Raw genomic sequence first — 21,983 nt, forward strand, 5'->3', positions numbered from 1 at the left:
AGGTCGTGGGGGCACCTCATTCAGGAAAGGCTTCATCATGACCACGCCCACCGCCGTCAGCTTCAGCAAAACCGACATCGACCGCCTGTCAGATCATGCCGGTCGGATCGGATTGATCGTCGATGCCACGGGGCGTCTGGACGTGGCCGGACGGCGTGTGAACCGGTTGAACAAGGGGGCGTTGAAACGCGCGCTTGAGGCGCGGGTGGAAAAAGGTCTCAAAGAGGGCGACAGCCTGACGCTGGCCTATCCGGCGGGGATGGCGGCGGAGGCGGTGGACGTGATCTGCCTGCCGCGCGGCGCCTCCGAGACGGCAGCGCGTGATGCAGGCGCGCTTTTCGGGCAGAAACGCGGCAAGGCGGATGTGCTGCTGGCCGTTGGGTCGGCGCGCCGGGCGGTGCATGTGGTGCAGGGAGCCGTATTGCGGGACTACCAGTTCCGCGATCACAAGACCTCTGATGATGCGGCCGAAGGGACCATTGAGGTGATGTGCAACGATCCCGAGGCAGTCGAGGCCGCGGCAGCGCCATTGCTGGCGACGGCGGAGGGCACCTTCATGACCCGCGATCTGGTCAATGAGCCTGCCAATATCCTGACCACGACAGAGTTCGCCGACCGGTTGGCAGAGATGACGGCGCTCGGCCTCAAGGTCGAAGTGCTGGAAGAAGACAAGCTGGAAGAACTGGGCATGCGCACCTTGCTCGCGGTCGGGCAGGGCTCTGCCAGCCCCTCAAAGGTGGTTGTCATGCAGTGGAATGGCGGCGACGACGAGGACGCCCCGCTGGCCCTGATAGGTAAGGGTGTTGTCTTTGATACCGGCGGCATCAGCCTGAAACCGGCGGCGGGCATGGAAGACATGACCATGGACATGGGCGGAGCCGGCACGGTTGCAGGCGTGATGCGGGCGCTGGCGCTGCGCAAGGCCCCGGCGAATGTCGTGGGGCTGGTCGGTCTGGTGGAGAACATGCCGTCCGGTACCGCGATCCGACCCGGCGATGTGGTCAAATCGATGAAGGGCGACACGGTTGAGATCCTCAACACCGATGCCGAGGGACGATTGGTTCTCTGTGATGTCATGTGGTACGCGCAGGAGCGGTTCGAGCCTGCCGGAATGATTGATCTCGCCACGCTGACGGGGGCGATCATCATCGGTCTGGGGCATGAAAATGCCGGTGTGTTTTCAAATGATGACACGCTGTGCAACGCGTTTCTGAAAGCGGCGGAAGCGGAGGCGGAAGGGGCGTGGCGCATGCCCTTGGGGCAGGCCTATGACGACATGCTGAAATCGCCGATTGCGGATATGAAGAACATCGGCGGGCGTCCGGCGGGCTCGATCACGGCGGCGCAGTATTTGCAGCGGTTTGTCAAAGAGGGCATGCCCTGGATTCATCTGGACATCGCCGGTGTCGCCTCGTTGAAAACGGCGACAAAGCTTGCGCCCAAAGGGGCCACGGGCTGGGGTGTGCGCGCGCTGGATCGTCTGGTTGCGGATATGTTCGAGAAAGGTTGAGCGCTTGGGCACCGCACTCTTCTACCACCTGACCCGCCGCCCGATGGAGGAAACCCTGGCCATGCTGCTTGGCAAGGCCGTGGCGGCGGAGATGCGCGTGGTGGTGCGGGGCACCGACCTGGGGCGTCTGAGGTGGCTGGATGAAAAGCTCTGGCTGGGTGCGGACGACGGATTCTTGCCGCATGGGCTGGCCGGTGGGGCGCATGATGCGGATCAGCCGGTTTTGCTGACCACGGCCCAGGAGACCGTGAATGGTGCGCGCTGTCTGATGAGCATTGATGGCGCGCCCGTGGAGGCCGAAGAGGTGGCGGCGATGGAGCGGGTCTGTGTCCTTTTTGACGGAAATGATCCGGCAGCGCTGGAGCAAGCGCGGGGCCAGTGGAAATCTCTCAAGGACGCCGTTGCCTCTGCGCAATACTGGTCAGAAGAAAGCGGGCGGTGGGAGAAGAAGGCGGAGACCTGAGCAGCGGTGGCCTAGAAGCCCACCTTACCTGCTGGTGTCACCGGGTCAGCGTTAACTCACCGCCGGTGATCTCGATCTTGCCCCAACGCTGCAGGTAGGTCATGCCCAGCAGGCTTTGTGACATCTCGCCGCCGTTCACCACGGCGGTGATGTTTTCATCCGTGGCGGGGCCGATGGTGACGCTGTCCAGACGCACGGGTGCTGTGCGCACCTCGCCATTGGCGGTCATCGCGCGGCTGGTGAAGTTCAGGCTGTCGGGGGCGAGGCCCGCTGCGGCGGCATCCTCGCGGGTCAGCACAAGGGTGGTGGCGCCGGTGTCGAGCACGAACTCGACGGGTGCGCCATTGACCTCTGCCGCGATGTAGTAGTGGCCATCGGGGCTGCGGGGGACGACGATTTTACCCTGATCGGCAAAGACGGTCTGTTGCGGGCGCACGGTTTGGCGGATGTCTTCCCACAGGCCAAAGGCGGCGATAGCGCCGAGGAAGATCAGCCCCCAGACCGCCGCCTGTTGCAGGAGCTTGTTCGTCGACAGCCGGTTTTGCGCAAAGAACCATGCGCAGACCATCAGCCCAAGAAGGGCGAGATAGATCAATCTGCCGGTATCAAAGCTGTCCATGAGGTGCTCCTGTCGCCTGTTGTCCTCAATATAGGGGCTGGAGCTCAGAAATCAGCCTGCTGTCGGGCCGAAGCCAAAAGCGCTGAGCCCGTCGAGGACGAATTGCACGGAGAGCGCAGCGAGCAACATACCCAGGAGCCGGGTCACCACCGTCACGCCGGTTTTGCCAAGCGCGCGTTCGATCATGCCGCTGGCCAGAAAGAAGCCCATGACGATGAGCATGACGATCCCGGTTGCGCCGAGTACCAGAGCCGCGCCTTCGACGCCGGGGCGCTGACCCATCAGCAGGATCACCGAGGCGATGGCACCCGGTCCGGCGATCAGCGGGATGGCCAGCGGGAAAACCGATGGGTCATCGCGATCCTCTTCCTGCTTGTCTTCCCGCCGCTTGGTACGACGTTCAAAGAGCATGTCGAGGGCGGTCAGAAAGAGCAGAATGCCCCCTGCCACGCGGAAGGCGGGCATGGAGATGCCGATGAAGGACAGCAGAGCCTCGCCGAAAGCCGCGAAGGCCAGCAGGATCAGGATGCCGATCAGGGTTGCGCGCAACGCGATGCGCCGCCGGGCGGCGGTGGTCATGCCTTGGGTCAGCGCCACGAACAACGGGGCCAGACCAATCGGGTCGATGACGACGAACATGGTCACGAAGGCGGTGATGAAGAAAGCGGTATCCATTGTCATAAATGAATTGGGGCTTTGCCCCAAACCCCAGGATATTTCAGGCCAGAAGAAGCGGTGGTCATGCGGCCTGGGCCCTTTCGAGCTTTTCAAGCGCTGTCATCCAGAGGGTTTCGGCGCGGTCCAGCGCCTCCATCACTTCGGCGTATTTGCGGTTCCAGACTTCGAGTTCGCCTGCCTTGGCGTCTTCGTAGAGCGCGGGGTCGGCCAGTTTCTTGGCCAGCTTGTCGCGCATCTCGTTGAGCTTTTCGACGCGGGCTTCGGATTTGCGGGTCTCTGATTTCAGGGCGAGGATTTCGTCGCGGCTGGCGCGTTTTGCCTTGGGTGCCTCGATTGGTTTTTTCGTCGATTTACTGGTGGGCTTGACCGGGGTCAGCAGCATCTTGCGGTAGGCTTCCAGATCATCCTCGTAGGGTTTCACCGTGCCGTCCGAGACCAGCCAGAGCCGGTCTGCCACCATCGACAGCAGGTGCATGTCGTGACTGACGAGGATCACCGCGCCGGAATAGGCGGTCAGCGCCTCCACCAGCGCCTCGCGCGATTCAATGTCGAGGTGGTTGGTGGGCTCATCGAGGATCAGCAGATGCGGGGCGTCCAGCGTGGCGAGCAGCAGGGAGAGCCGCGCCTTTTGCCCCCCCGAGAGCCTGCCGACCTCGGTTTCTGCCTGATCCGGGCCCAGCCCAAACCCGGCCATCTGCGCGCGCAGTTTGGAATGCAACACGCCGGGGCGGGCGGAAATCATGTGCTGCAGCGGCGTTTCGTTGATGTGCAGCTCATCCACTTGATGTTGCGCGAAAAATCCGATGCGCAGCTTGTTCGATTGTACCGATTTGCCGGACATCAGCGTCAGGCGATTTGACAGAAGCTTGGAGAGCGTGGATTTGCCCTGGCCGTTCTTGCCCAAGAGCGCGATGCGGTCGTCCTGATCGATGCGCAGGTTTAACCGGCTGAGCACCGGCGTGTCGGTGTAGCCGACCGAGCCGCCCTCGATGGAGATGATGGGTGGTGAGAGTTCTTCGGGTTCCGGGAAGGTGAAGACACGCTTGGCCACCTGTTCGGGGCTGGCGATCATATCCATCTTCTCGATCATTTTCAGGCGGGACTGGGCCTGTTTCGCCTTGGAGGCCTTTGCCTTGAACCGATCGACGAAGGCCTGCATGTGGTCGCGGCGGGCCTGTTGTTTCTTGGCCATGGCAGCTTGGAGCGCGCGCTGCTCGGCACGTTGGCGGGCAAATTGATCGTAGGGGCCCTGATAGAAGGTGAGTTTACGCTCTTCGAGGTGCAGGATGGCGCCCACGGCGCGGTTCAACAGCCCGCGATCGTGGCTGATGATGATCACTGTGTGTGGGTATTTCGCCAGATAAGCTTCGAGCCAGAGCGCGCCTTCTAGATCGAGGTAGTTGGTTGGCTCGTCCAGCAGCAGCAGGTCCGGTTGGGCAAAGAGCACGGCGGCAAGGGCCACGCGCATGCGCCAGCCACCGGAAAAATCCGAACAGGGCATCTGTTGGTCCGCGGCGTCAAAGCCAAGGCCCTTGAGGATGCTGGCGGCGCGCGCCTCGGCGGACCAGGCGTCGATATCGGCAAGCCGTGTCTGGATATCGGCGATGCGGCCCGGATCTGTCGCGGTCTCCGCTTCGCTCAGCAGGGCGGCGCGTTCGGTATCCGCCGCCAGTACCGTGTCGATGAGCGAGGTTGCCGAGGACGGAACCTCCTGCGCCACACCACCGATCCTGGCCCGGCTTGGAAGCGAGATATCGCCGCCATCCAGCCCAAGTTCTCCACGAATGATCTTGAAGAGCGTGGTCTTGCCCGCGCCGTTGCGTCCCACCAGACCGACCTTGTGGCCCTCCGGGATAACGGCGCTCGCGCCTTCAAAAAGCGGGCGGCCTTCGACGGCATAGGTGATGTCGGAAATACGTAACATGGGCGCGGTGTGCCGCATCCTCTGGTCCGCGTCAATCGCCGCTTTTCATGGCTGATTGCCCGTGTTAGGTGGGCCGCGAAATTCAAGCGCGTCAGGGCATGGGCCTTGCGCGAAACATCACGGAGACTACTCATGGCCCTTGAGCGCACATTCTCGATCATCAAACCCGATGCCACCCGCCGCAACCTGACCGGCAAGATCAACGCCAAATTCGAAGACGCCGGCCTGCGGATCGTTGCGCAAAAGCGTATCCACATGACCAAGGCGCAGGCAGGCGTGTTCTACGCGGTGCATGCGGAGCGCCCGTTCTATGACGAGTTGTGCGAATTCATGGCCTCCGCGCCGGTTGTCGTGCAGGTGCTGGAAGGCGAAGGCGCCATTGCGAAGAACCGCGAAGTGATGGGGGCGACCAACCCTGCGGACGCAGCTCCCGGTACGATCCGCGCGGAGTTCGCCGAAAGCGTTGGCGAGAACTCGGTACACGGGTCGGATGCGCCTGAGACCGCCGCCGTTGAAATCGCGTATTTCTTCTCCGGTCTGGAACTGGTCGGCTAATCGCCACAGCAGGATGATTTTTGAAAGGGCCTTCCGCTGGGAGGCCCTTTTTGCATGCTTCAGCCCGGCCGGACGCCGATCTGATCCATCATTTGCTCAAATGCATCGAGGCCCGCGTCGAAGGAAGACGCCTTGATCGCGTCGAACCGTTTGCGCAGGGCCTTCTTCTCTTCGCCCTTGCAGTCGTTCCACGGGCGGTTCTGCAAGGCCATCACCAATACGTAATATCCGATGAAATGCGGCCTCAGGCCGGTTTTGATCATGCGCCCGTAGGCTTCGTCGGCGCCGAGATCGCGCAGGTCCTCGGCGGAATGAATGCCCGCAGCCTTGCAGGAAGCCTCATAGGCCGGGCCAAGATTGCGGATGGAGGACACAGGGGTGGGCATGGCACCAGATTATGCCGTCACCGGGGTGTTTGTCACTTGGGAAAATGCTCTCAGAGGCTCGCGTAATCCGTAATGGGAGGCGGCGGGGGCGGTGGTTTCTTGGCGCCTTCGGACGTTGGTGCCGGGGCAGGTTTCTGTGGTTCCTTGGTCATTTGTTCGGTCCTTTCGCATGAAGCGGAGGGGCCGCCTCGACACAAAGGGATACCGGGCTTTTCTGCCGGTCGCAGGGCATCGAAATGACCAGATCGTGGCTTTTAAGCGCGGGTTTTCGCGAAAATATTCAGACTTTGGCAATAAAAATGCGCCGCTTTACCGAGCGGTGCCCAGAGAAAGACAAACAGCCGCCAATGCAGAACAATTGACCAGTCAGGAACGGGGTAGGGTGAGCGGTTTCGCCCGGTACTCCGGTTCCAGATAGACTTGGCTCGGCTGGGCATGACCGATGCCGGCGTTAAAGATAAAGCGTTTGAGCAGTTCGGTCTGAAACTCGAATTCGCGCGCCCGCTCGGCGAAGCCCTGTGGCAGGCGTTCGTTTGCGTCCACTTGGGCGTATTCCATGTCCCGGCACATATTCAAAAGCGGCAGGCAGATGTCTGCCAGCACATTGGTGGCCAGCCGTTCCGCGTGATTGGAATAGGGTTCCTGAAAACCAATGTCAGGATGAAAAGCGTTGTTGAGCGTGCCCATGAATTCCTTGAACCGGACGATGGCGTTGCGCATCCCGTCCTTGATTTCCATGACCAGAACATGCGCGCCCGACAGGACAAGCCCCGGTACCTCGACAAGAAAATCGGGCAGAGACAGCACATGTGCCCCATCCGGGATGGTGGACATGCACTTGCGCACCGAATGCGCCAGTTTTGCCACGAGAACCCGGTCCAGTTCACTTGTCTCTTGAAAAGAAACCCGATTGCGAAACCCACGCCCCAGCACTTCACAGGACCGAACCGTGATGCTCTTGTCCTCCTTCACCGTCAGGTTCAGTGTCAGCACACGGTCGGACAAATCCGAGGGCAACGGCACAACTCTATTGGGATCTGTCATCTTTTCTATCCATAAACTACAATCAATTGGTCCAAGGTGCCTTAAACTCGGTAGGCAAGGGTAAACGCACAGTACGGTACCTGTTGCGCCTCGGGTAGAGAAATATTACGCAACCCCCTATCTTAGGGTTGAATATATCACAGCAGAGTCACTAGGATTGCAACTATGGGTTGCCAAATTCAGGTTGTGCGCGGGTCAAGTCTGCGCGCACAACCTGTGATGGTTTCTGCGGCGGGGAGTAGAGAGCGTGGACGGGGCAGATACAGAAGAGCTAACAATTATCGGTATCGGCTCCTCGGCCGGCGGGCTGGAGGCAATTCGCGAACTTGTCGCCACTCTGCCGACGGATCTGCAGGTGGCCTACGTGGTCGTGCAGCATATGTCGCCGCACCATAAAAGCCTGATGACCGAGCTGGTCGCCCGTCAGACAAGTCTTGTCGTGCGGGATGTGGTCAACGGATCGCTGCCCGAGCCGAACGTCATCTACGTGACCCCGCCCAAAACGGATGTGGTCTACGAAAAGGGCAAGCTCAATCTGGTGGATCCAAGCCATGAAGTGGCCTCGCCCAAACCTTCGGTGGATCGATTCCTGCTCAGCCTCGCCGATGAGCATGGCGAAAAGTCCATGGCGATCATCCTGTCCGGTACGGGTACCGATGGCGCTTATGGGGTGCAGGCAATCCGCGAGGCCGGTGGCATCACCATTGCCCAGGACACCGAAAGTGCCAAGTACGACGGCATGCCCATGGCCGCCATGCAGACGGGATGCGTTGATTTGGTGCTGCGTCCTTTTGAAATTGGCACCCATCTGCAAAAAATCCTGACCTCGCCACGCGATTTCGATGCGTTCCGCCAGGAGGCCTCGGAAAAAAGCCCGTCATCGGATCTGCTGCAGATCCTGCTGGCCCGCACGCGCGTTGATTTCCGCGAGTACAAGCAGACTACGATCAACCGCCGGATTGAGCGGCGCATGATTGCGCTGGGGATCGAAAGCCACGAGGAATACACCCAGTTCTGCCGGGTGAACCCGAACGCAGTGGATGCGCTTTTCAAGGATCTGCTGATTTCGGTCACCCGGTTTTTCAGGGACAAAAGCGAATTCGAGGCCCTTAAGGAGCTGTTACCAGCGCTCCTGAAGAAAAAGACCAATACGCCCTTCCGGGTGTGGATTGCGGGCTGTGCCACAGGCGAAGAGGCTTATTCCATTGCCATTCTGCTCTGCGAAGCTTTGGGCGGCGCGAAGGTTCAGCTCAAGGATCACGTCCAGATTTTCGCCACGGATATCGACAAGGATGCCCTGGAAGTTGCGCGCAAGGGCATCTACGGCATGGCGGCGCTGAACGATATTCCCAAGGAACTGTCGGACCAGTACTTCATCCAGCAAAACGATGGCATCCGGGTCATCGACTCGCTGCGCTCGGCGATCCTGTTTTCCGACCACAATGTGTGCCAGGACCCACCCTTTCAGAAAGTCGACCTGCTGTGCTGCCGTAACCTGCTGATTTATTTTGGAAATGCACTTCAACACAAAGTCATGTCGCGGTTCCATTATGCGCTGACCGAAACCTCCTTGATGTTTCTTGGCACGGCAGAGACCGTGGCAGGCTCTGACGAACTCTTTATTCAGGACAGCCAGTCCGCACATATCTACCGCCGGCGGTCCATCCGGCGCTCCGAGCACACGCCGTTCTCCAACACGCGTAACATGCCCCAGTCGCGCAAGATCGCGCCTGCCACGGCTGCGGTGCCGACGCCGGGTCACTCTACCGACCGGCAGATGTTTGAAGCCCTTGCCCTGGCCCTTGGCAAGAACTCGGTGCTGGTCACGGATGAATACTCTATCGTGCGCATCTACGGGAACGTCAGTTCGTTCATTGAAATGAACGAAAGCAGCAACCTGAAAATGCACATCGACCTGCTGCGGCGGCCCTTCCGAGAAGAGGCCCGCAGCCTTGTGACGTTGGCCCTGAAAAATGGCGAGCATCGAACCGGTGTCCGCCATCTTCTGGCTGATGACGATGACGCCGAGATCCGGCTGGATGTCTATCCGATCATCGCGCGCGATATCAATGAACGCGCAGCACTGATTGTTTTCAGTGAGATTCAGGTGGATCGCGCCAAAGGGTTCGATACCGACGTCAAGTCGGGGGACGAGGCATTTGAAAGTGACCGCATCCGGCTCCTTGAAGATGAAGTGGCCACGACCCGCGAAGCGCTGCAGCAGACCATCGAAGAACTGGAAACCTCCAATGAAGAGCTGCAATCGCTGAACGAGGAGTTGCAATCGACCAATGAGGAATTGCAGGCCACAAACGAAGAGTTGGAGACGTCCAATGAAGAGTTGCAATCGACCAACGAAGAACTGATCACCGTCAACGAGGAGTTGCAGGTCACGGCGGCGGAACTCAGCGGCCGGACGGGCGAGCTGATGTCTGTGCTCGAAACCGCGCCGCTGGCGATCATGGTTCTGGATACGGCGCTGCAAATTTCGCAGGCAACCAATGCGGCGGCAGAGATGTTTGGCCTGTCTCGCCCGGTCTCCAACCCGCATGTGAGCCAATGTGTGCTGCCGGAAAACTGCCCGTCCCTGGCACCGATCTGCAATGAAACGCTTAAGCTGGGGGAGCCGATTTCGCGCGAGTTCACCTCCAGGGGGTCCCGTTTTAAGCTCACCTGTTCGCCATTCTTCGACATGCGCGGACAGATGAAAGGCTCCACCATGGTGGTGTCAGAATTCCCCGGATTGGCGCAAGAACTGGACCTGATCCTCGATCACGCGGAAATCTTCATGCTGAATCGGGCGACCGACGGAACAATTCTGCGGATCAGTCAGAAATCAGCGAGTATTTTGGGCACCACGCGGGAGGAGGCGGAAGGCCAGAATTTCTTCAAACTGGCGACTAAGAAAACCGCCGATGCCGTCAAGGAGCGTGACAACGCGCTGATGAACAGCGCGTCGGGGAGCGAAAGCCATGTGCACGAGGTCGTTTCCAAGGACGACGGTCAAAAATACTGGATGAGCACCGAGAACTTCATCTTCGCGGATCCGTCATTGCCCAACTCTTCGATCTATTCGGTCGGGACGGATATCACGGATGTGGTGGATGCCCGGGACAAGGCAGAGGAAGCACTGACGCATCTGCAACTGCTGCAGGATCTTGCCAAGGTCGGCTTCTGGGCGCTGGACGTCGATACCAAGCAACTGCACTGGTCGTCGGAAGTCTATCGCATCCACGGAATGGATCCGTCAAAACCGTCGCCCACTCTGGACGAAGCGCTCGAGTATTATCACCCTGATGATCGCAAGTCGGTGATAAAGGAGGTGGATCGCGTGGCCAAAAAGGGCGGGGATTTCCATTTCGCGCACAGGCTGATCAACAGTGATGGCGACACCGTGCACGTGGAATCCTTCGGGCTTGCCCGCGCCGATGCCTCTGGCGAGATCACCAAAATCATTGGCGTGTTCCGGGATCTGCCTCCGGACAGCTGAGAACCACACCCGGACTTCCACACAACCAAGAGCCGCAGCAGGGTTCGGGGGTTTCGCCTTGACCCCCTGTTCCAACCTGCGCATGTATAAAGAAAAATCAGATGGGAGATCCGATATGACGCTCAAGACAACCGCAAGTGCGCTGGCCCTTTTCGCCATGACCGGCGTGGCCGCCGCCGACTGCACGCAAGTGACCTTTTCCGACGTCGGCTGGACCGACATCACCGCCACGACGGCCGCCACAACCGTGCTCCTCGACGCGCTTGGCTATGAGACGGATATCAAGGTTCTTTCCGTTCCGGTGACTTATACTTCCATGGCGCAGGGCGACGTCGACGTCTTTCTCGGCAACTGGATGCCCACGATGGAAGCGGATATCGCGCCCTACCGCGAGGCAGGCACCGTAGATACCGTTCGTGAGAACCTTGCAGGCGCCAAATACACGCTGGCCGTTAACAAGGCGGCCACGGATATGGGCATCAAGGACTTTGCCGATATCGCCAAGCACGCCGATGCGCTGGACGGCCAGATCTACGGTATTGAGCCCGGCAATGACGGCAACCGTCTGATCCAGTCCATGATCGACGCCGATGCCTTTGGCCTGAAGGAATTCGAGGTCAAGGAAAGCTCTGAACAGGGCATGCTGGCGCAGGTCGAGCGGCTGTCCAAGAAGGACGAGCCGATCGTTTTTCTCGGCTGGGAACCGCATCCGATGAACGCGAATTTCGACATGGGTTATCTGACCGGGGGCGATGATTTCTTCGGCCCCAATCTGGGCGGCGCCTCGGTCTATACCAACACCCGCGCGGGCTATGCGGGCGAATGCCCCAATGTGGGCGCGCTGCTCAACAACCTTGAATTCACGCTGGCCATGGAGAACGAGATCATGGGCGCGATTCTGAACGACGGCGAAGAGCCTTCTGATGCCGCCGCAGCGTGGCTGACGGCCAACCCGGATGCCTTTGTCGCCTGGCTGGACGGTGTGACGACAGTGGATGGCGGGGACAGCGTCGCTGCGGTGAAATCGGCCCTCGGCCTGTGATCAAGACGCCCCGCACGGCACATCGTGTGGGGCGATGACTTTTCCGGGGAAAGGTGCGTGTTTTGCTGGACTGGCTGACCGAGACGAAAATACCTGTTGGCAAGGGTGCAGCGGCGTTCTTTGACTGGTTGCAGACCAATGGCGAGTGGTTCTTTGACGGGCTCGCCGTTGCGATGGAATGGATGATCGATGCGATCCTCTGGGTGCTGCAGACGCCCCATCCCTTCATCATCATCTTGGCGTTTGTGGCGCTGACCTGGGTGCTGCAACGCAGCTGGAAGGTTTGCCTCTTTGTGGCCCTGGGCTTTCTGTTCATCCTCAACCAGGACTACTGGGAAGAGATGACCGAGAGCATCACGCTGGTCCTGTCGGCCTGCGTGGTCTGCATGGCTGTCGGCGTGCCCATCGGCATTGCGGCCGCACACAGGCCGCGCCTGTTTCAGGCGATGCGCCCTGTACTGGACCTGATGCAGACGCTGCCGACCTTCGTCTACCTTATTCCAGCCATTGTGTTTTTTGGGATCGGCATGGTGCCGGGCCTGATCGCCACGGTGATCTTCGTGGTGCCCGCCCCCATACGTCTGACCCATCTTGGCATCAGCACGACACCAAAACCCCTGCTGGAAGCCGCGGATGCCTTTGGGGCCACCCCGATGCAGAAACTGTGGAAGGTGGAGCTGCCCTATGCCTTGCCGCAGATCATGGCCGGGCTGAACCAGACGATTATGCTGTCGTTGTCGATGGTAGTGATTGCGGCGCTCGTCGGCGCGGATGGTCTTGGGGTGCCGGTTGTGCGGGCGTTGAACCAGGTCAATACGTCGCTTGGATTTGAAAGCGGATTTATCATTGTGGTTGTGGCCATCATGCTGGACCGGATGCTGCGGGTGGATCGCAAATGACAACGGCTGTTGAATTCGACAACGTCTCCATCGTGTTTGGCGACACGCCGGAAAAGGCATTGCCGGACATGGACGCGGGCAAATCGCGCGCCGAGATCCAGCAGGCGACCAATCAGGTGCTGGGCGTGCACAATTGTTCGCTCAGCGTGCCTGCCGGGGAAATTCTTGTCCTCATGGGGCTGTCCGGATCGGGAAAATCCACCCTGCTGCGGGCGGTGAACGGGCTCAACCCGGTGGTCCGGGGCGCGGTTCGGGTGCACGACGGCGACTGGTCCTGCGATGTTACCCATAGCTCCGCGCAGGATTTGCGGCGGGTCCGGCGCGAATGCGTGTCCATGGTCTTCCAGCAGTTCGGGCTGCTGCCCTGGCGCACGGTGCGCGAAAACGTGGGCCTCGGGCTGGAGCTGGCGGATGTGTCCAAGAAGGACCGTCTGGCCCGTGCCGACCGGCAGTTGGACCTCGTGGGGCTCTCCGATTGGGCAGACCGCAAGGTCGGCGAGCTCTCCGGAGGGATGCAGCAGCGGGTGGGGCTCGCGCGCGCCTTTGCAACCGACGCGCCCATTCTGTTGATGGACGAGCCGTTCTCCGCGCTCGATCCGTTGATCCGTACCCGGCTGCAGGACGAATTGCTGGACCTGCAGCGCGATCTGCAGCGCACGATCATCTTTGTCAGCCACGATCTGGATGAGGCCTTCAAGCTGGGCGACCGGATTGCGATCATGGAAGGCGGGCGCATCGTGCAATGTGGCACGCCGCAGGAGATTTTCTCGCAACCGGTGAATGACTACGTCGCCGATTTTGTCGCCCATATGAACCCGCTTGGCGTGCTGCGCGCCAGCGACGTGATGGAGCCCGCAAAAGCCGCACCCGAGCAGGCCGTGCCAGCGGACATGGAGGTCGAAACCGTCATGCGCATGCTGCTGGAAAACGAAGGCCCGCTGGGTGTGGAGGACGGCGGCGATCTGGTGGGGCAGGTGACCAAGCGGGGGGTGATCGCGCGCATTCTCGACCCGCGCGAAACACCCTGACCCATCGCTATTCCTGAATGGTGCGCAACCACGCGACCAGATCGGCAACGGGTTGGCTGGTCATGATCGGCTGCCCGCTCTGGGCGGAAATTGCCACGTCGTCGCCCTCAAAGAACCACCCGTAGACCGGCATGTCGCTGCCGTGGCTGACCAGCGGGTCCCGCCCGTCGATCCGTTTCACCACGCGGTAGGTCGGGAAGGTCCCGTCCTCTTTTTGCGACAGCGTGGTAAGGTCGGCAGGCTGGACCAGCAGGACCGGCGACATAGGGCCATTTCCTCGCCCTTCGATGCCGTGGCAGGCCGCACAATGAAGACGAAACAACGTCTGACCTTCCCCCATGTCCTGTGCGTGGGACTGTTGGCCGAGGCAAAGTGCTGCGACAATCAAAATCCGCATGAATGGCTCTCCTGTTGATGCTTACAACACCATAGAAAGCGGGAGCGCGGGGCGCGTTGATTTGAGTCAATCTGGTTTTATGAATTCAGCTCGTGCCGGGCCTCGTCCCCCAACACTGACCTTGGGGAGTCCCTGTAAGTTAGGGGTTACAGGGCGGATAGACCTGCAACGTGTCGTCCTAAAACTCGCTTTTGCAGAGCGGATTTCGTGTCAAAGGAATGGTAGATTTCAAACCCCGGACATGACCTTACACTTTAAGGTCTTAGAAGGGTTTTCAAACAATGAAACCAATATGGCGGAGACGAAGGGATTCGAACCCTCGAGACCCTTCCGGGCCTACTCCCTTAGCAGGGGAGCGCCTTCGACCACTCGGCCACGTCTCCGCTGACGGGTATAGCCGCGCAACCGACGGAGTTACAAGGCGAAATTAATGCGATATTGAATACTGCTTTCGCAGCGGAGCGGTCCGTTGCCAGAATTGCGTCAAGCACCTCTTCCGTCGAAGCTGACGGACAGTTGAAACTAATCTGCTGCAAGCGCTGCGTCGCTTGATCATTCGTGTTTGAAAGCCGCGACCTTGGAGTTTTCCGCATCATACTGCGAGCATCGGTTTCAACGCCTGATTGCTTCCGCCGATCAACTTGCAGGATCAAACCGGTGCTCCGGGGCTACTGTTGGCCGGTCACTTCCGAGGCTCTTGTCGGTTCAGAGAAAGCTCCCGCAGAGGCCTTCGAACAGTTTCTCCCCAGGTGTCCAAAGAACCGGTGGTTGAATTCGTTGGTGCAAAAACGCGTAACCTGTGCTAGAATTCACATATTATTTAAAAAAGAGCTTTTTATGTGCCGACTTAAGACATCGACCTCGCTGGTCCTGTTGTTAGCTGCAATTCCGTCTTTCTCTGCAGCGAATGCCGCTCCAATTGGACTGGATGTACCGGAAGCTGCGCAACGTCTCCAAGACGACCGACACCTGTTGCGGGTGCGGTTAGAGACCGCTGCGACCAAGTTGCCGGATGTCTCTGATGATCTTTCAGTCGCGCAATGGAACAATTGGAGCAACTGGTCGAACTTTTGGAACAACTGGAACAACTGGGCAAACTGGTAACGCAGCGGCAGGCGCCTTCGCTTCTCGTTCTGCAGCCGACGTCGTACTGTAATCTCGATTGCAGCTATTGCTATCTGCAGCATCGCGATGACCGTGCGCGGATGTCGGATGCAACGCTGAGCGCGATTGGCCGGAACATCATTGCTCCCTGTCCACCGGATGAACGCCCGCTAGTCGTATGGCACGGTGGTGAGCCAATGACGCTGCCTGTGGCATGGTACGAACATGCCTTTGCATTGCTTGAACGGGAGAGCGGTGGCCTGCCGCTGCGCCACGCTTTTCAAACCAATGCGGTCGGGGTCAATACGTCCTGGACGGACCTGTGGCGCAAGTGGAAAGTAAACATCGGCGTCAGCCTCGATGGCCCTGCTGACCTGCATGACAGCCGTCGCCGGACGCGGCGTGGGACGGGCAGCCATGCCCTGGTGATGCGGGGCGTGTCGCGGCTGCAGGAGGCGGGCCTGCCGTTCCATGTCATATCGGTACTCACGGCGCAGAGCCTGTCGCGTGCCGACGACATCTACGACTTCTTCACCGGGCAAGGTATCCGTAATGTCGCCTTCAACGTTGAAGAGGAGGAAGGGCAGGAAGGGGGCAGCAGTCTGCTTGCGACATCTCAGGTGGCAGAGGGCTACACGTCTTTTCTGAAGCAATTCCTGCGCCGGTGCGCCGCCGATCCTGTCCCATTCCAGTGTCGTGAGATCGAAGGGGTCAAGGGCCTGCTCGCGGCGCCGCACGACCAACGGTCGGACAATTGGCAGGTGGACCCGTTTCGGATCGTGACAGTTGGTGTCCAGGGCGGTCTGTCGACCTTTTCGCCAGAACTTATTGGGGCCGCTGCGCCGGATTATGATGATTTCGTCTTTGGCAATGTCCGCGACGGCGGTGTGCAGATCATGCAGGAGAGTGATGCATTCCGTCGGGCAGCATCGAGTATTGCCGAGGGCGTTGCAGCCTGCGCTGCAGACTGCCGGTTCTTCGAGGTCTGCGGCGGTGGGGCCCCCGCCAACAAGTACTTCGAGCTGGGCCGCTTCGACGGCACCGAAACGCTTCACTGCAAACTGACCCGTCAAATCACGCTGGAAACCGTCCTCGACGCCCTCGACGCAGGGGTTTTCGACCAACCACCACAAGGAGGATTTCTCCATGACCGATCAGGATCCGCTGAACGACACGCCGGAACAGAATCTGGCCGGCGATAACGTCGGGGCCGACGCCGGAGAAACGCCTGAGCCGCCCGCGCCTGCGCCAGAGCGCTCGATTGGGTCGAAGCTTTTTGGATGGGTACCTGCATTGGGTAGCGGGCTGGCAGGTCTCGTACGGCCCATCCTGCCGGGTGTTATTCTGGTTGGCGTGGCAGCCCTGGCCATTGCCGTCTGGCAGGGGCACTGGACGCAGTGGCCGGACCAGATCCGTAAAATCGTCATGGCCGGGCGGGCCGCCGTCTCTGAACCGGTGCTGCCCGGCGTTCTGTCGATCGAACCACCGCAGCTCTACACTCGAGAACGTCTGGTCAACGACCGCTTCAGGCAGGCCAACTGGCTGGAACAACAGCTTGCGAAAACCAAGGGCGATCAAACCACCACGCCGGTGTCGCGCGAGCGGCGCTCGCAAAACCTGATTGCGACGCTGATGGGGGCGACGCAAGAGGCGCAGGACCAGACCCAGACAGCCACCACAGAGCCCGTGCCCGTGAGCGCGCTGCAGCAGTTGAGCGCAGTTGACAAGATGCGACTGCGGCTGCGCACCGATCTGATGGATACGCTGCTGGACGACGGCCATGACCTTGAAGGCAATACACTATACCGGCTGAATTTCGACGCTGTTGTGATGCCCCTCATCAACCGGCGCAGTTATCCGGGGACAGCCGTTTTCATCATCGAAGCCCGCGACCCCTATACCGATTTCGAGCGGGATTGCGTCGGCACGGAGGATGATGCCGTTTGCAATGCTCAGAAAGTGATAAGCGAACGAAGCCGTATCGTGGATGACGTGGAACTGTTGCGCGGGTGGCAGCGGGAAATCCAGCAGTTCCTGACAAAGGTGCTGGATGCACGGATCGAGGCCTTTCGCCAGAACGGCCGCCTGCACAACCCGGTCGACCCAAAGGAAAACATTGCGCTGGACTGGTTCTTGCGGCGCGAGCTGATTTCGTCGTTCCTGAACGCGGTCGTTTACGACCCGGAGGTGCTTGCGCTGTGCCGTGAACGGCGGTTGGTGCACGCGGACATAACCAGTTCCAGCCGGCTCGCGCCGGGCTGGGCAAGTGCTTGCAAGGACTGGATTGCCGAGACCATTGGCTTTGACTGGAGCACAGATAATCAGGTGCCGACTGTAAAGAGCTCTCATGCCCTGGCGCCGCTGGTGCAGGCCGGGTTTCGCAAGGCAATCCGACGCGCGCATTACATCAACACGGTGCTTGCTGTCGAAGGCCAGATGACCCTGCAAAAACTTCAAAACAGTGTGCGACCTTCGCAGTCCAATCAGCAGAACATGGCTGGTGGCGGCAACATGCAATCAGAAAGCAGCATCCAGTGTGCGGCCATGCAGCAGGAGGGCGCTCTTATCGACTGCCCGCAGCAGACCATGACAGAAGCCATGCCGGAGCCTCCGATGGATGTGGGCTCCATGCCGCAGGACGAAGATTACAAGAGGGCGTTGGTACGTTTGATCTCGGTTTGGCAGGGGATGGAGGAATGGGGCCGAGAGGCGCAATTTGGCGCGATGATGCAAGCCGCGTTCGATCCTCAAAAACGGGCGGGGCCGACGGCCCCGGCAAAGGGCCAAGCCTCCGCGCCTGCCGAGTTCCGGTTGCTGGCAGCGCTGACCAAGTTCGATGCACATCTGCCGACTGAAACCGATATTGCAGCCTTGCGGAAAAGGTTGCGGGAGGAGGGCGCGCAGAACTTCGTGCTTGTCCGCGGGCAGGCGACAAGCCATCCGCAACTGCGCTCGACCATCGAGCAATGCTCCGCACGCACCGGCCCTGCTGCCCCATCGGTGGTCGGGGTCTACAAATGCCTCATCGTGCGCAGCGAAGCGGCCTATGCCTCCAACGAGCTTATGTCGCATTTCCTGCTCGCCCGCCTGCAGGAAGAGCTGTCTGTCTACGACCGCGAAAGCCGTTCCATCCGTGATTTTCTCGAAATCTCGCTGGAAGGCTGCAGTACGACGGGATGCCGCATCCAGGTATCGCAACACAAGGATTTGCCCGGCAATGAAGTCTTTGGTGCACGCGAGGCGGGGTTTCTGCCGGCCGTTCAAAACCGCGCAAACAGGTCGCGCGGCGAGATTATTCCCGCCCGTCTCTATGACGTCATCGACGAATTCAAGGTCGGCGGCGGTGGTGTGTGGGGTGGCGGAAACTGGAAACAGCGTCTGACGGCGAACTGCATTGCGAAGAATGTCAGTATGCGCACGATCCGGCTCTCGGACGCGGGGCTGAAGGCTGCTCTGCAGATCGTGGATCAGAACCTGTCGCCGGATCAGACGTCAAAGGGCTGCGAAAAGCGCGCGCTTTCCTACGAGACCCGTCAACGGCTTGAAATGACCAAGAGCTGTCTTGGTCTTGCGAAACGTCATGCCAACAATCACGAGGCCCGTACGGAGATTTACCTGTCCTGCATGCTGCGCGACTGGATCAACACGCAGCGCAGCGATGTCACGGTTTATGCCGTGAGCCCGCGCGCCGGGGACGGGGACGACCTGGCGCACCGGATTGATGAGGCTTCCGCCCAGCTTGGCGCGGCCTTGCCTGCGGGATCGGCGCTGACGGGGCAAATGAGTTTGGCGGACACCAGAAGCAGGGAACAGGTGGTCAGCAATCCACGGGTGATCGGGTTCAGCCACTTGCCGGGCTCTGATCAACAGGACCAGTCGACCGGCAAGAACTTTACTGACCGGGCGACCTTTGGCTGGGCAATCCGCCCTCGACCGTTGGGGGGTACGGGGGGGTACCAGTCCAGCCATCATAGGCTGTCTGCTGTCATCAGCCTGCCCAGCTGGTGGAAGCGTGTCGATTTCGATGTGCGGGCCTGTTGGGTGCAGCCGCCGCATGTCAACTCGCCCGCTGTTGATTTCACCAAGCTCTGCAGGGCCGACCCGGCTGCAGCCACTGGCGAGACGGAAGAGATCATGCCTTCCATGCGCCAGTTCCGTCGCAGCTTTGAGATCAAGTTGCCGCGGCGGGTGGAAGAGATCACCGCCCGATTCAACTTCGATTTCATCCGTGCACCGTACTACTACCGGGAATTCGACCAGTATGTTCAGCGCTATCCGCAAATTCTTTCGCTCGAGGCGGGCAGGCCGGGCAAGCTGGTGTTGCAGGGTGAGCGTTTGTGGCGTGGGACAGTTGTCACTGTAGACAATCAAAGTGCTGATAGCATCGTGGTTTTACCGGATATGAAAGGCGTGGTGGCCCACTTCAACTGCGTGCATCCCCCGGATGGAATGTTTCACTTCAGGAAGTTCGACGAGAACCTCGAGATTGCCGCAGCGGCGCGGGCAGCTGCGGCGGAACAAGGCGGCGGTTCCGGAGGCCCACCGCCCTCCAATGCGCCCGGACGTGCGCCAAGCGTGCCGCTTTTCGTTTGGACCTCGGAAGGTGGGACAACCGATAAACAGGTCGAAGTCCACCCGTTCGTGCAACGCTGGGCCGATGAAAAGCCTTGCTGGCTGGACACGCCGGAGCCCTAGGTTGCCAGTTTGAGAGCGGCGAAACCGACAGCATCAACAGCGAGCGGCTCCGCTGTTGGGATAAGCCTATGCCAGCACCGCCCCAGATACCGCCTGAGGGCGCGTCAGCCGATGAACTCGGCCAGACCCTCAGCGGCAAGCGTCGGTGAACCAACAACTTCGCCAATGTGGCGTCTGCGCCGCCTGCATGCTGCGCCGTTTAAGCCTTCATGCAGCCGGGTACGATGAACCATCCGACCGCTACGTGTGGGAAGACCTGGGCGCTAAAGACTTCCGTAGCGGCGCCAGCAATCAGTTCAGCACCCATAGCCGTATCGAAGGTTCTGAAGAACCGCTGGTAATCGAAGCAAGCTCGTTTGTGAACCTAAGTGCTTCCGGGTTTGCGGATAGGATCCTCGAAGCTGTTCCCATGGAAGTGCTGATGCCTTCCCCTGTAGTCAGAGAACTCAAGCAAAGCATCAAACTTGGCTATAATGATGCGCTGGCGCTTTTGCCGCTTCTCGAACATGAAGTGGTCGCGTCGATTGACGTCCCAAACCAAGCCCAAGCCAACTATTTTCAACTCGTGTCCGGCTCAAGTCTGACAAGCGTCGGGGATGGTGAGGCGGCGACTCTGGCGATCTCTGAAACACTAAAGTGTTGGGCCGTCATTGATGAACGAAAAACACAACTCATAGGGGCAAGTCGGTTCCCCAATCTGAAATTTGCGAGCACAGTTGACTTGATTTCTCACTCAAGCGCAGTGGGTGCTTTGTCAGATCGCGAGCTTACAAGTGCTCTGCTCGCGGCGTTGGAAGTTGCACACATGCATGTCGAGGACCGCCACCTAGCGTGGGTCGCCCAAACACTCGGCCTTGACCTACTGGCTTCGCGTACAACTTTGCCAAGTTCGTTTCGAGAACGGGCCAACGTGATCTGCCCAAAGTGAACGCCTTAGGGGCTTCGGTATGTTGTAGAGTTGTTGTGGAGCCCGCCCAAAACGACAAAAGCCTCTCGTGTGAGAGGCCTTGATCGTCTTGTTATCTCTAGGAGATTTTGGCTCCGGCGGTAGGGATCGAACCTACGACCAATTGATTAACAGTCAACTGCTCTACCGCTGAGCTACGCCGGAACGGTTTGCGCGATATAGCAGTGCCATTTTGCGCCGTCCAGAGGATTTTGCAGGAATTCCTGAATTTTGGACGCAGCGGCGTCAGGCCAGATAAAAGCGTGTGTCGGCGCGCAGGGGGGCCTTGGGTGCTACCTTGTTTTTACCAACCAGATCAATCAGATGCGCCAATACATTGCGCGACGCGGCAGCCATAAGGCCGGCGGGGGTATCGCCGTAAATGGCGCGAGCCAGGGATTGCGCATCTGCCGGTCCGCTTTGCAGAGCCGCAAGGATCGCCCTTTCACGCGATTGCCGGTGCGCAACAAGCCAATCCAGCCTTGCTTTTGGATTGTCCACCGGATCGCCGTGGCCGGGAAAAAATCGCCGCCACTCGGTCTTTTGCAGACGTCGACAAGAAGCCATGAAATCGGTCAGATCGCCGTCGGGCGGCGAGACCAGTGAACTGGCCCAGCCCATCACATGATCGGCTGTAAAGCAGATGTCGTCCCAGGCAAGGCAAATATGATTGCCAATATGACCCGGCGTATGAAGGGCGCGCAGCTGCCAGTCCGGTCCTTTCAGCAGCGCGCCATCCTCCAGTTCGTGATCGGGCGAAAACGCGGCATCTATACCCTCACCTCCGCCCACAAGCCCGCTTTCGGCGAGGCGCTGCATCACCGCGGAGCGCCCTTTCCCTGCAGGGCCAAAACCGTAAATCGGCGCGCCACATTCCTTCTGTAACGCGGTGGCGAGAGGGGAATGATCCAGATGCGCGTGGCTCACGACGATATGGGTGATCCGCTGGTCAGGCGTGAGCGCATCAAGGAGGGCGGCAAGGTGGTTTTGATCCAGCGGGCCGGGATCAATCACCGCGATCTCAGTGGCCCCCAGCAGGTAGCTGTTGGTGCCCTTGAAGGTCATCGGAGAGGGGTTCGGGGCCACGATCCGCCGCACGCCCGGTTCCAGTACTTCCACCCGACCGGCAGGGGCATCAGGATCATCGCGCGGCGGCATCGTCTTTCACTCTTTCTAATGGGCAGAGGCGCCTTTAGGGTCTAG

At 59.9% G+C, this 21,983-nt stretch carries 17 protein-coding genes and 2 tRNA genes; 10 read left to right on the plus strand and 9 right to left on the minus strand.

Translation table 11 applies throughout. From position 1 onward, the window contains the following. Positions 1 to 37 precede the first annotated feature (37 nt). Together Q1A07_RS16365 and Q1A07_RS16370 are read left to right on the plus strand one after the other, a co-directional pair. Positions 38 to 1,510, plus strand: a complete 1,473-nt coding sequence (locus Q1A07_RS16365) for a leucyl aminopeptidase (protein WP_299783102.1) — start codon at positions 38 to 40, stop codon at positions 1,508 to 1,510. 4 nt (positions 1,511 to 1,514) lie between these two features. Next, entirely contained in the window at positions 1,515 to 1,973 is a 459-nt protein-coding gene (locus tag Q1A07_RS16370; RefSeq protein WP_299783103.1) for a DNA polymerase III subunit chi, read from the plus strand. 37 nt (positions 1,974 to 2,010) lie between these two features. On the opposite strand, the gene Q1A07_RS16375 is transcribed toward Q1A07_RS16370, so the two are convergent. Genes Q1A07_RS16375 through Q1A07_RS16385 form a run of 3 tightly spaced genes read right to left on the minus strand, consistent with a single transcriptional unit; the run spans position 2,011 to position 5,194 of the window. Then, a complete protein-coding gene (locus Q1A07_RS16375) occupies positions 2,011 to 2,592 on the minus strand; it encodes a TIGR02281 family clan AA aspartic protease (protein WP_299783104.1) in 582 nt (193 codons plus the stop codon). A gap of 51 nt (positions 2,593 to 2,643) precedes the next feature. Next, positions 2,644 to 3,273, minus strand: a complete 630-nt coding sequence (locus Q1A07_RS16380; RefSeq protein ID WP_299783105.1) for a MarC family protein — start codon at positions 3,271 to 3,273, stop codon at positions 2,644 to 2,646. Positions 3,274 to 3,331: 58 nt separating this feature from the next. Continuing rightward, positions 3,332 to 5,194, minus strand: a complete 1,863-nt coding sequence (locus tag Q1A07_RS16385; RefSeq protein WP_299783106.1) for an ABC-F family ATP-binding cassette domain-containing protein — start codon at positions 5,192 to 5,194, stop codon at positions 3,332 to 3,334. 132 nt (positions 5,195 to 5,326) lie between these two features. Here Q1A07_RS16385 and ndk point away from each other — a divergent pair, with 132 nt between their 5' ends. Beyond that, the gene (gene ndk / locus Q1A07_RS16390) at positions 5,327 to 5,749 is read left to right on the plus strand and encodes a nucleoside-diphosphate kinase (RefSeq protein WP_195820374.1); all 423 of its coding nucleotides are present in this window, start codon (positions 5,327 to 5,329) and stop codon (positions 5,747 to 5,749) included. A 59-nt stretch (positions 5,750 to 5,808) separates the two neighbouring features. Here ndk and Q1A07_RS16395 read toward each other — a convergent pair whose 3' ends face one another. Then, complete coding sequence (locus Q1A07_RS16395; protein ID WP_299783107.1) at positions 5,809 to 6,135, minus strand: TfoX/Sxy family protein; 327 nt, start codon at positions 6,133 to 6,135, stop codon at positions 5,809 to 5,811. Positions 6,136 to 6,501: 366 nt separating this feature from the next. After that, positions 6,502 to 7,179, minus strand: coding sequence for a hypothetical protein (locus Q1A07_RS16400; protein ID WP_299783108.1), 678 nt, complete (start codon positions 7,177 to 7,179; stop codon positions 6,502 to 6,504). A gap of 247 nt (positions 7,180 to 7,426) precedes the next feature. On the opposite strand from Q1A07_RS16400, the gene Q1A07_RS16405 reads away from it, so the two are divergent. The 4 genes from Q1A07_RS16405 to choV all read left to right on the plus strand — a co-directional run bounded on the left by Q1A07_RS16405 (position 7,427) and on the right by choV (position 13,638). Further along, positions 7,427 to 10,669 carry a chemotaxis protein CheB gene (locus Q1A07_RS16405; RefSeq protein ID WP_299783109.1) on the plus strand — a complete coding sequence of 1,081 codons (3,243 nt, stop codon included), beginning with the start codon at positions 7,427 to 7,429 and terminating at the stop codon, positions 10,667 to 10,669. A gap of 115 nt (positions 10,670 to 10,784) precedes the next feature. After that, on the plus strand, positions 10,785 to 11,711 hold the full coding sequence (locus tag Q1A07_RS16410; protein ID WP_299783110.1) for a choline ABC transporter substrate-binding protein: 927 nt from the start codon (positions 10,785 to 10,787) through the stop codon (positions 11,709 to 11,711). Between the two features lie 65 nt (positions 11,712 to 11,776). After that, positions 11,777 to 12,610 (plus strand): choline ABC transporter permease subunit, encoded by an 834-nt coding sequence (gene choW / locus Q1A07_RS16415; RefSeq protein WP_299783557.1) that lies wholly within the window; start codon positions 11,777 to 11,779, stop codon positions 12,608 to 12,610. Further along, positions 12,607 to 13,638 (plus strand): choline ABC transporter ATP-binding protein, encoded by a 1,032-nt coding sequence (choV, locus tag Q1A07_RS16420; RefSeq protein ID WP_299783111.1) that lies wholly within the window; start codon positions 12,607 to 12,609, stop codon positions 13,636 to 13,638. The genes choW and choV overlap by 4 nt, the downstream gene beginning before the upstream one ends. Before the next feature lie 7 nt (positions 13,639 to 13,645). Here choV and Q1A07_RS16425 read toward each other — a convergent pair whose 3' ends face one another. After that, positions 13,646 to 14,035, minus strand: coding sequence for a cytochrome c (locus Q1A07_RS16425; protein WP_299783112.1), 390 nt, complete (start codon positions 14,033 to 14,035; stop codon positions 13,646 to 13,648). Positions 14,036 to 14,328: 293 nt separating this feature from the next. Beyond that, positions 14,329 to 14,418: transfer RNA gene (locus Q1A07_RS16430), tRNA-Ser, on the minus strand. Between the two features lie 657 nt (positions 14,419 to 15,075). Here Q1A07_RS16430 and grrM point away from each other — a divergent pair. The 3 genes from grrM (at position 15,076) to Q1A07_RS16445 (ending at position 20,762) form a co-directional block, all read left to right on the plus strand. Further along, on the plus strand, positions 15,076 to 16,341 hold the full coding sequence (grrM, locus tag Q1A07_RS16435) for a cyclophane-forming radical SAM/SPASM peptide maturase GrrM/OscB (RefSeq protein ID WP_299783113.1): 1,266 nt from the start codon (positions 15,076 to 15,078) through the stop codon (positions 16,339 to 16,341). After that, the gene (locus tag Q1A07_RS16440) at positions 16,286 to 19,834 is read left to right on the plus strand and encodes a hypothetical protein (protein WP_299783114.1); all 3,549 of its coding nucleotides are present in this window, start codon (positions 16,286 to 16,288) and stop codon (positions 19,832 to 19,834) included. The genes grrM and Q1A07_RS16440 overlap by 56 nt, the downstream gene beginning before the upstream one ends. Positions 19,835 to 19,979: 145 nt before the next feature. Next, positions 19,980 to 20,762 carry a hypothetical protein gene (locus Q1A07_RS16445; protein WP_299783115.1) on the plus strand — a complete coding sequence of 261 codons (783 nt, stop codon included), beginning with the start codon at positions 19,980 to 19,982 and terminating at the stop codon, positions 20,760 to 20,762. Between the two features lie 108 nt (positions 20,763 to 20,870). Here the strand turns inward: Q1A07_RS16445 and Q1A07_RS16450 are convergent. Beyond that, positions 20,871 to 20,945: transfer RNA gene (locus Q1A07_RS16450), tRNA-Asn, on the minus strand. Between the two features lie 81 nt (positions 20,946 to 21,026). Next, positions 21,027 to 21,938: an MBL fold metallo-hydrolase gene (locus tag Q1A07_RS16455; RefSeq protein ID WP_299783116.1), complete on the minus strand. Its 912-nt coding sequence runs from the start codon at positions 21,936 to 21,938 to the stop codon at positions 21,027 to 21,029. Positions 21,939 to 21,983 lie beyond the last annotated feature (45 nt).

The sequence above is a fragment of the uncultured Roseobacter sp. genome, from assembly GCF_947492555.1.
Lineage (GTDB): Bacteria > Pseudomonadota > Alphaproteobacteria > Rhodobacterales > Rhodobacteraceae > Roseobacter.

Bases quoted from the DNA above. Each gene is read 5' to 3' on its own strand.
- Q1A07_RS16365 (WP_299783102.1), top strand. From the start codon at position 38: ATGACCACGCCCACCGCCGTCAGCTTCAGCAAAACCGACATCGACCGC.
- Q1A07_RS16375 (WP_299783104.1), bottom strand. From the start codon at position 2,592: ATGGACAGCTTTGATACCGGCAGATTGATCTATCTCGCCCTTCTTGGG.
- Q1A07_RS16380 (WP_299783105.1), bottom strand. From the start codon at position 3,273: ATGACAATGGATACCGCTTTCTTCATCACCGCCTTCGTGACCATGTTC.
- Q1A07_RS16385 (WP_299783106.1), bottom strand. From the start codon at position 5,194: ATGTTACGTATTTCCGACATCACCTATGCCGTCGAAGGCCGCCCGCTT.
- ndk (WP_195820374.1), top strand. From the start codon at position 5,327: ATGGCCCTTGAGCGCACATTCTCGATCATCAAACCCGATGCCACCCGC.
- Q1A07_RS16395 (WP_299783107.1), bottom strand. From the start codon at position 6,135: ATGCCCACCCCTGTGTCCTCCATCCGCAATCTTGGCCCGGCCTATGAG.
- Q1A07_RS16400 (WP_299783108.1), bottom strand. From the start codon at position 7,179: ATGACAGATCCCAATAGAGTTGTGCCGTTGCCCTCGGATTTGTCCGAC.
- Q1A07_RS16410 (WP_299783110.1), top strand. From the start codon at position 10,785: ATGACGCTCAAGACAACCGCAAGTGCGCTGGCCCTTTTCGCCATGACC.
- choV (WP_299783111.1), top strand. From the start codon at position 12,607: ATGACAACGGCTGTTGAATTCGACAACGTCTCCATCGTGTTTGGCGAC.
- Q1A07_RS16425 (WP_299783112.1), bottom strand. From the start codon at position 14,035: ATGCGGATTTTGATTGTCGCAGCACTTTGCCTCGGCCAACAGTCCCAC.
- grrM (WP_299783113.1), top strand. From the start codon at position 15,076: ATGGAACAATTGGAGCAACTGGTCGAACTTTTGGAACAACTGGAACAA.
- Q1A07_RS16440 (WP_299783114.1), top strand. From the start codon at position 16,286: ATGACCGATCAGGATCCGCTGAACGACACGCCGGAACAGAATCTGGCC.
- Q1A07_RS16455 (WP_299783116.1), bottom strand. From the start codon at position 21,938: ATGCCGCCGCGCGATGATCCTGATGCCCCTGCCGGTCGGGTGGAAGTA.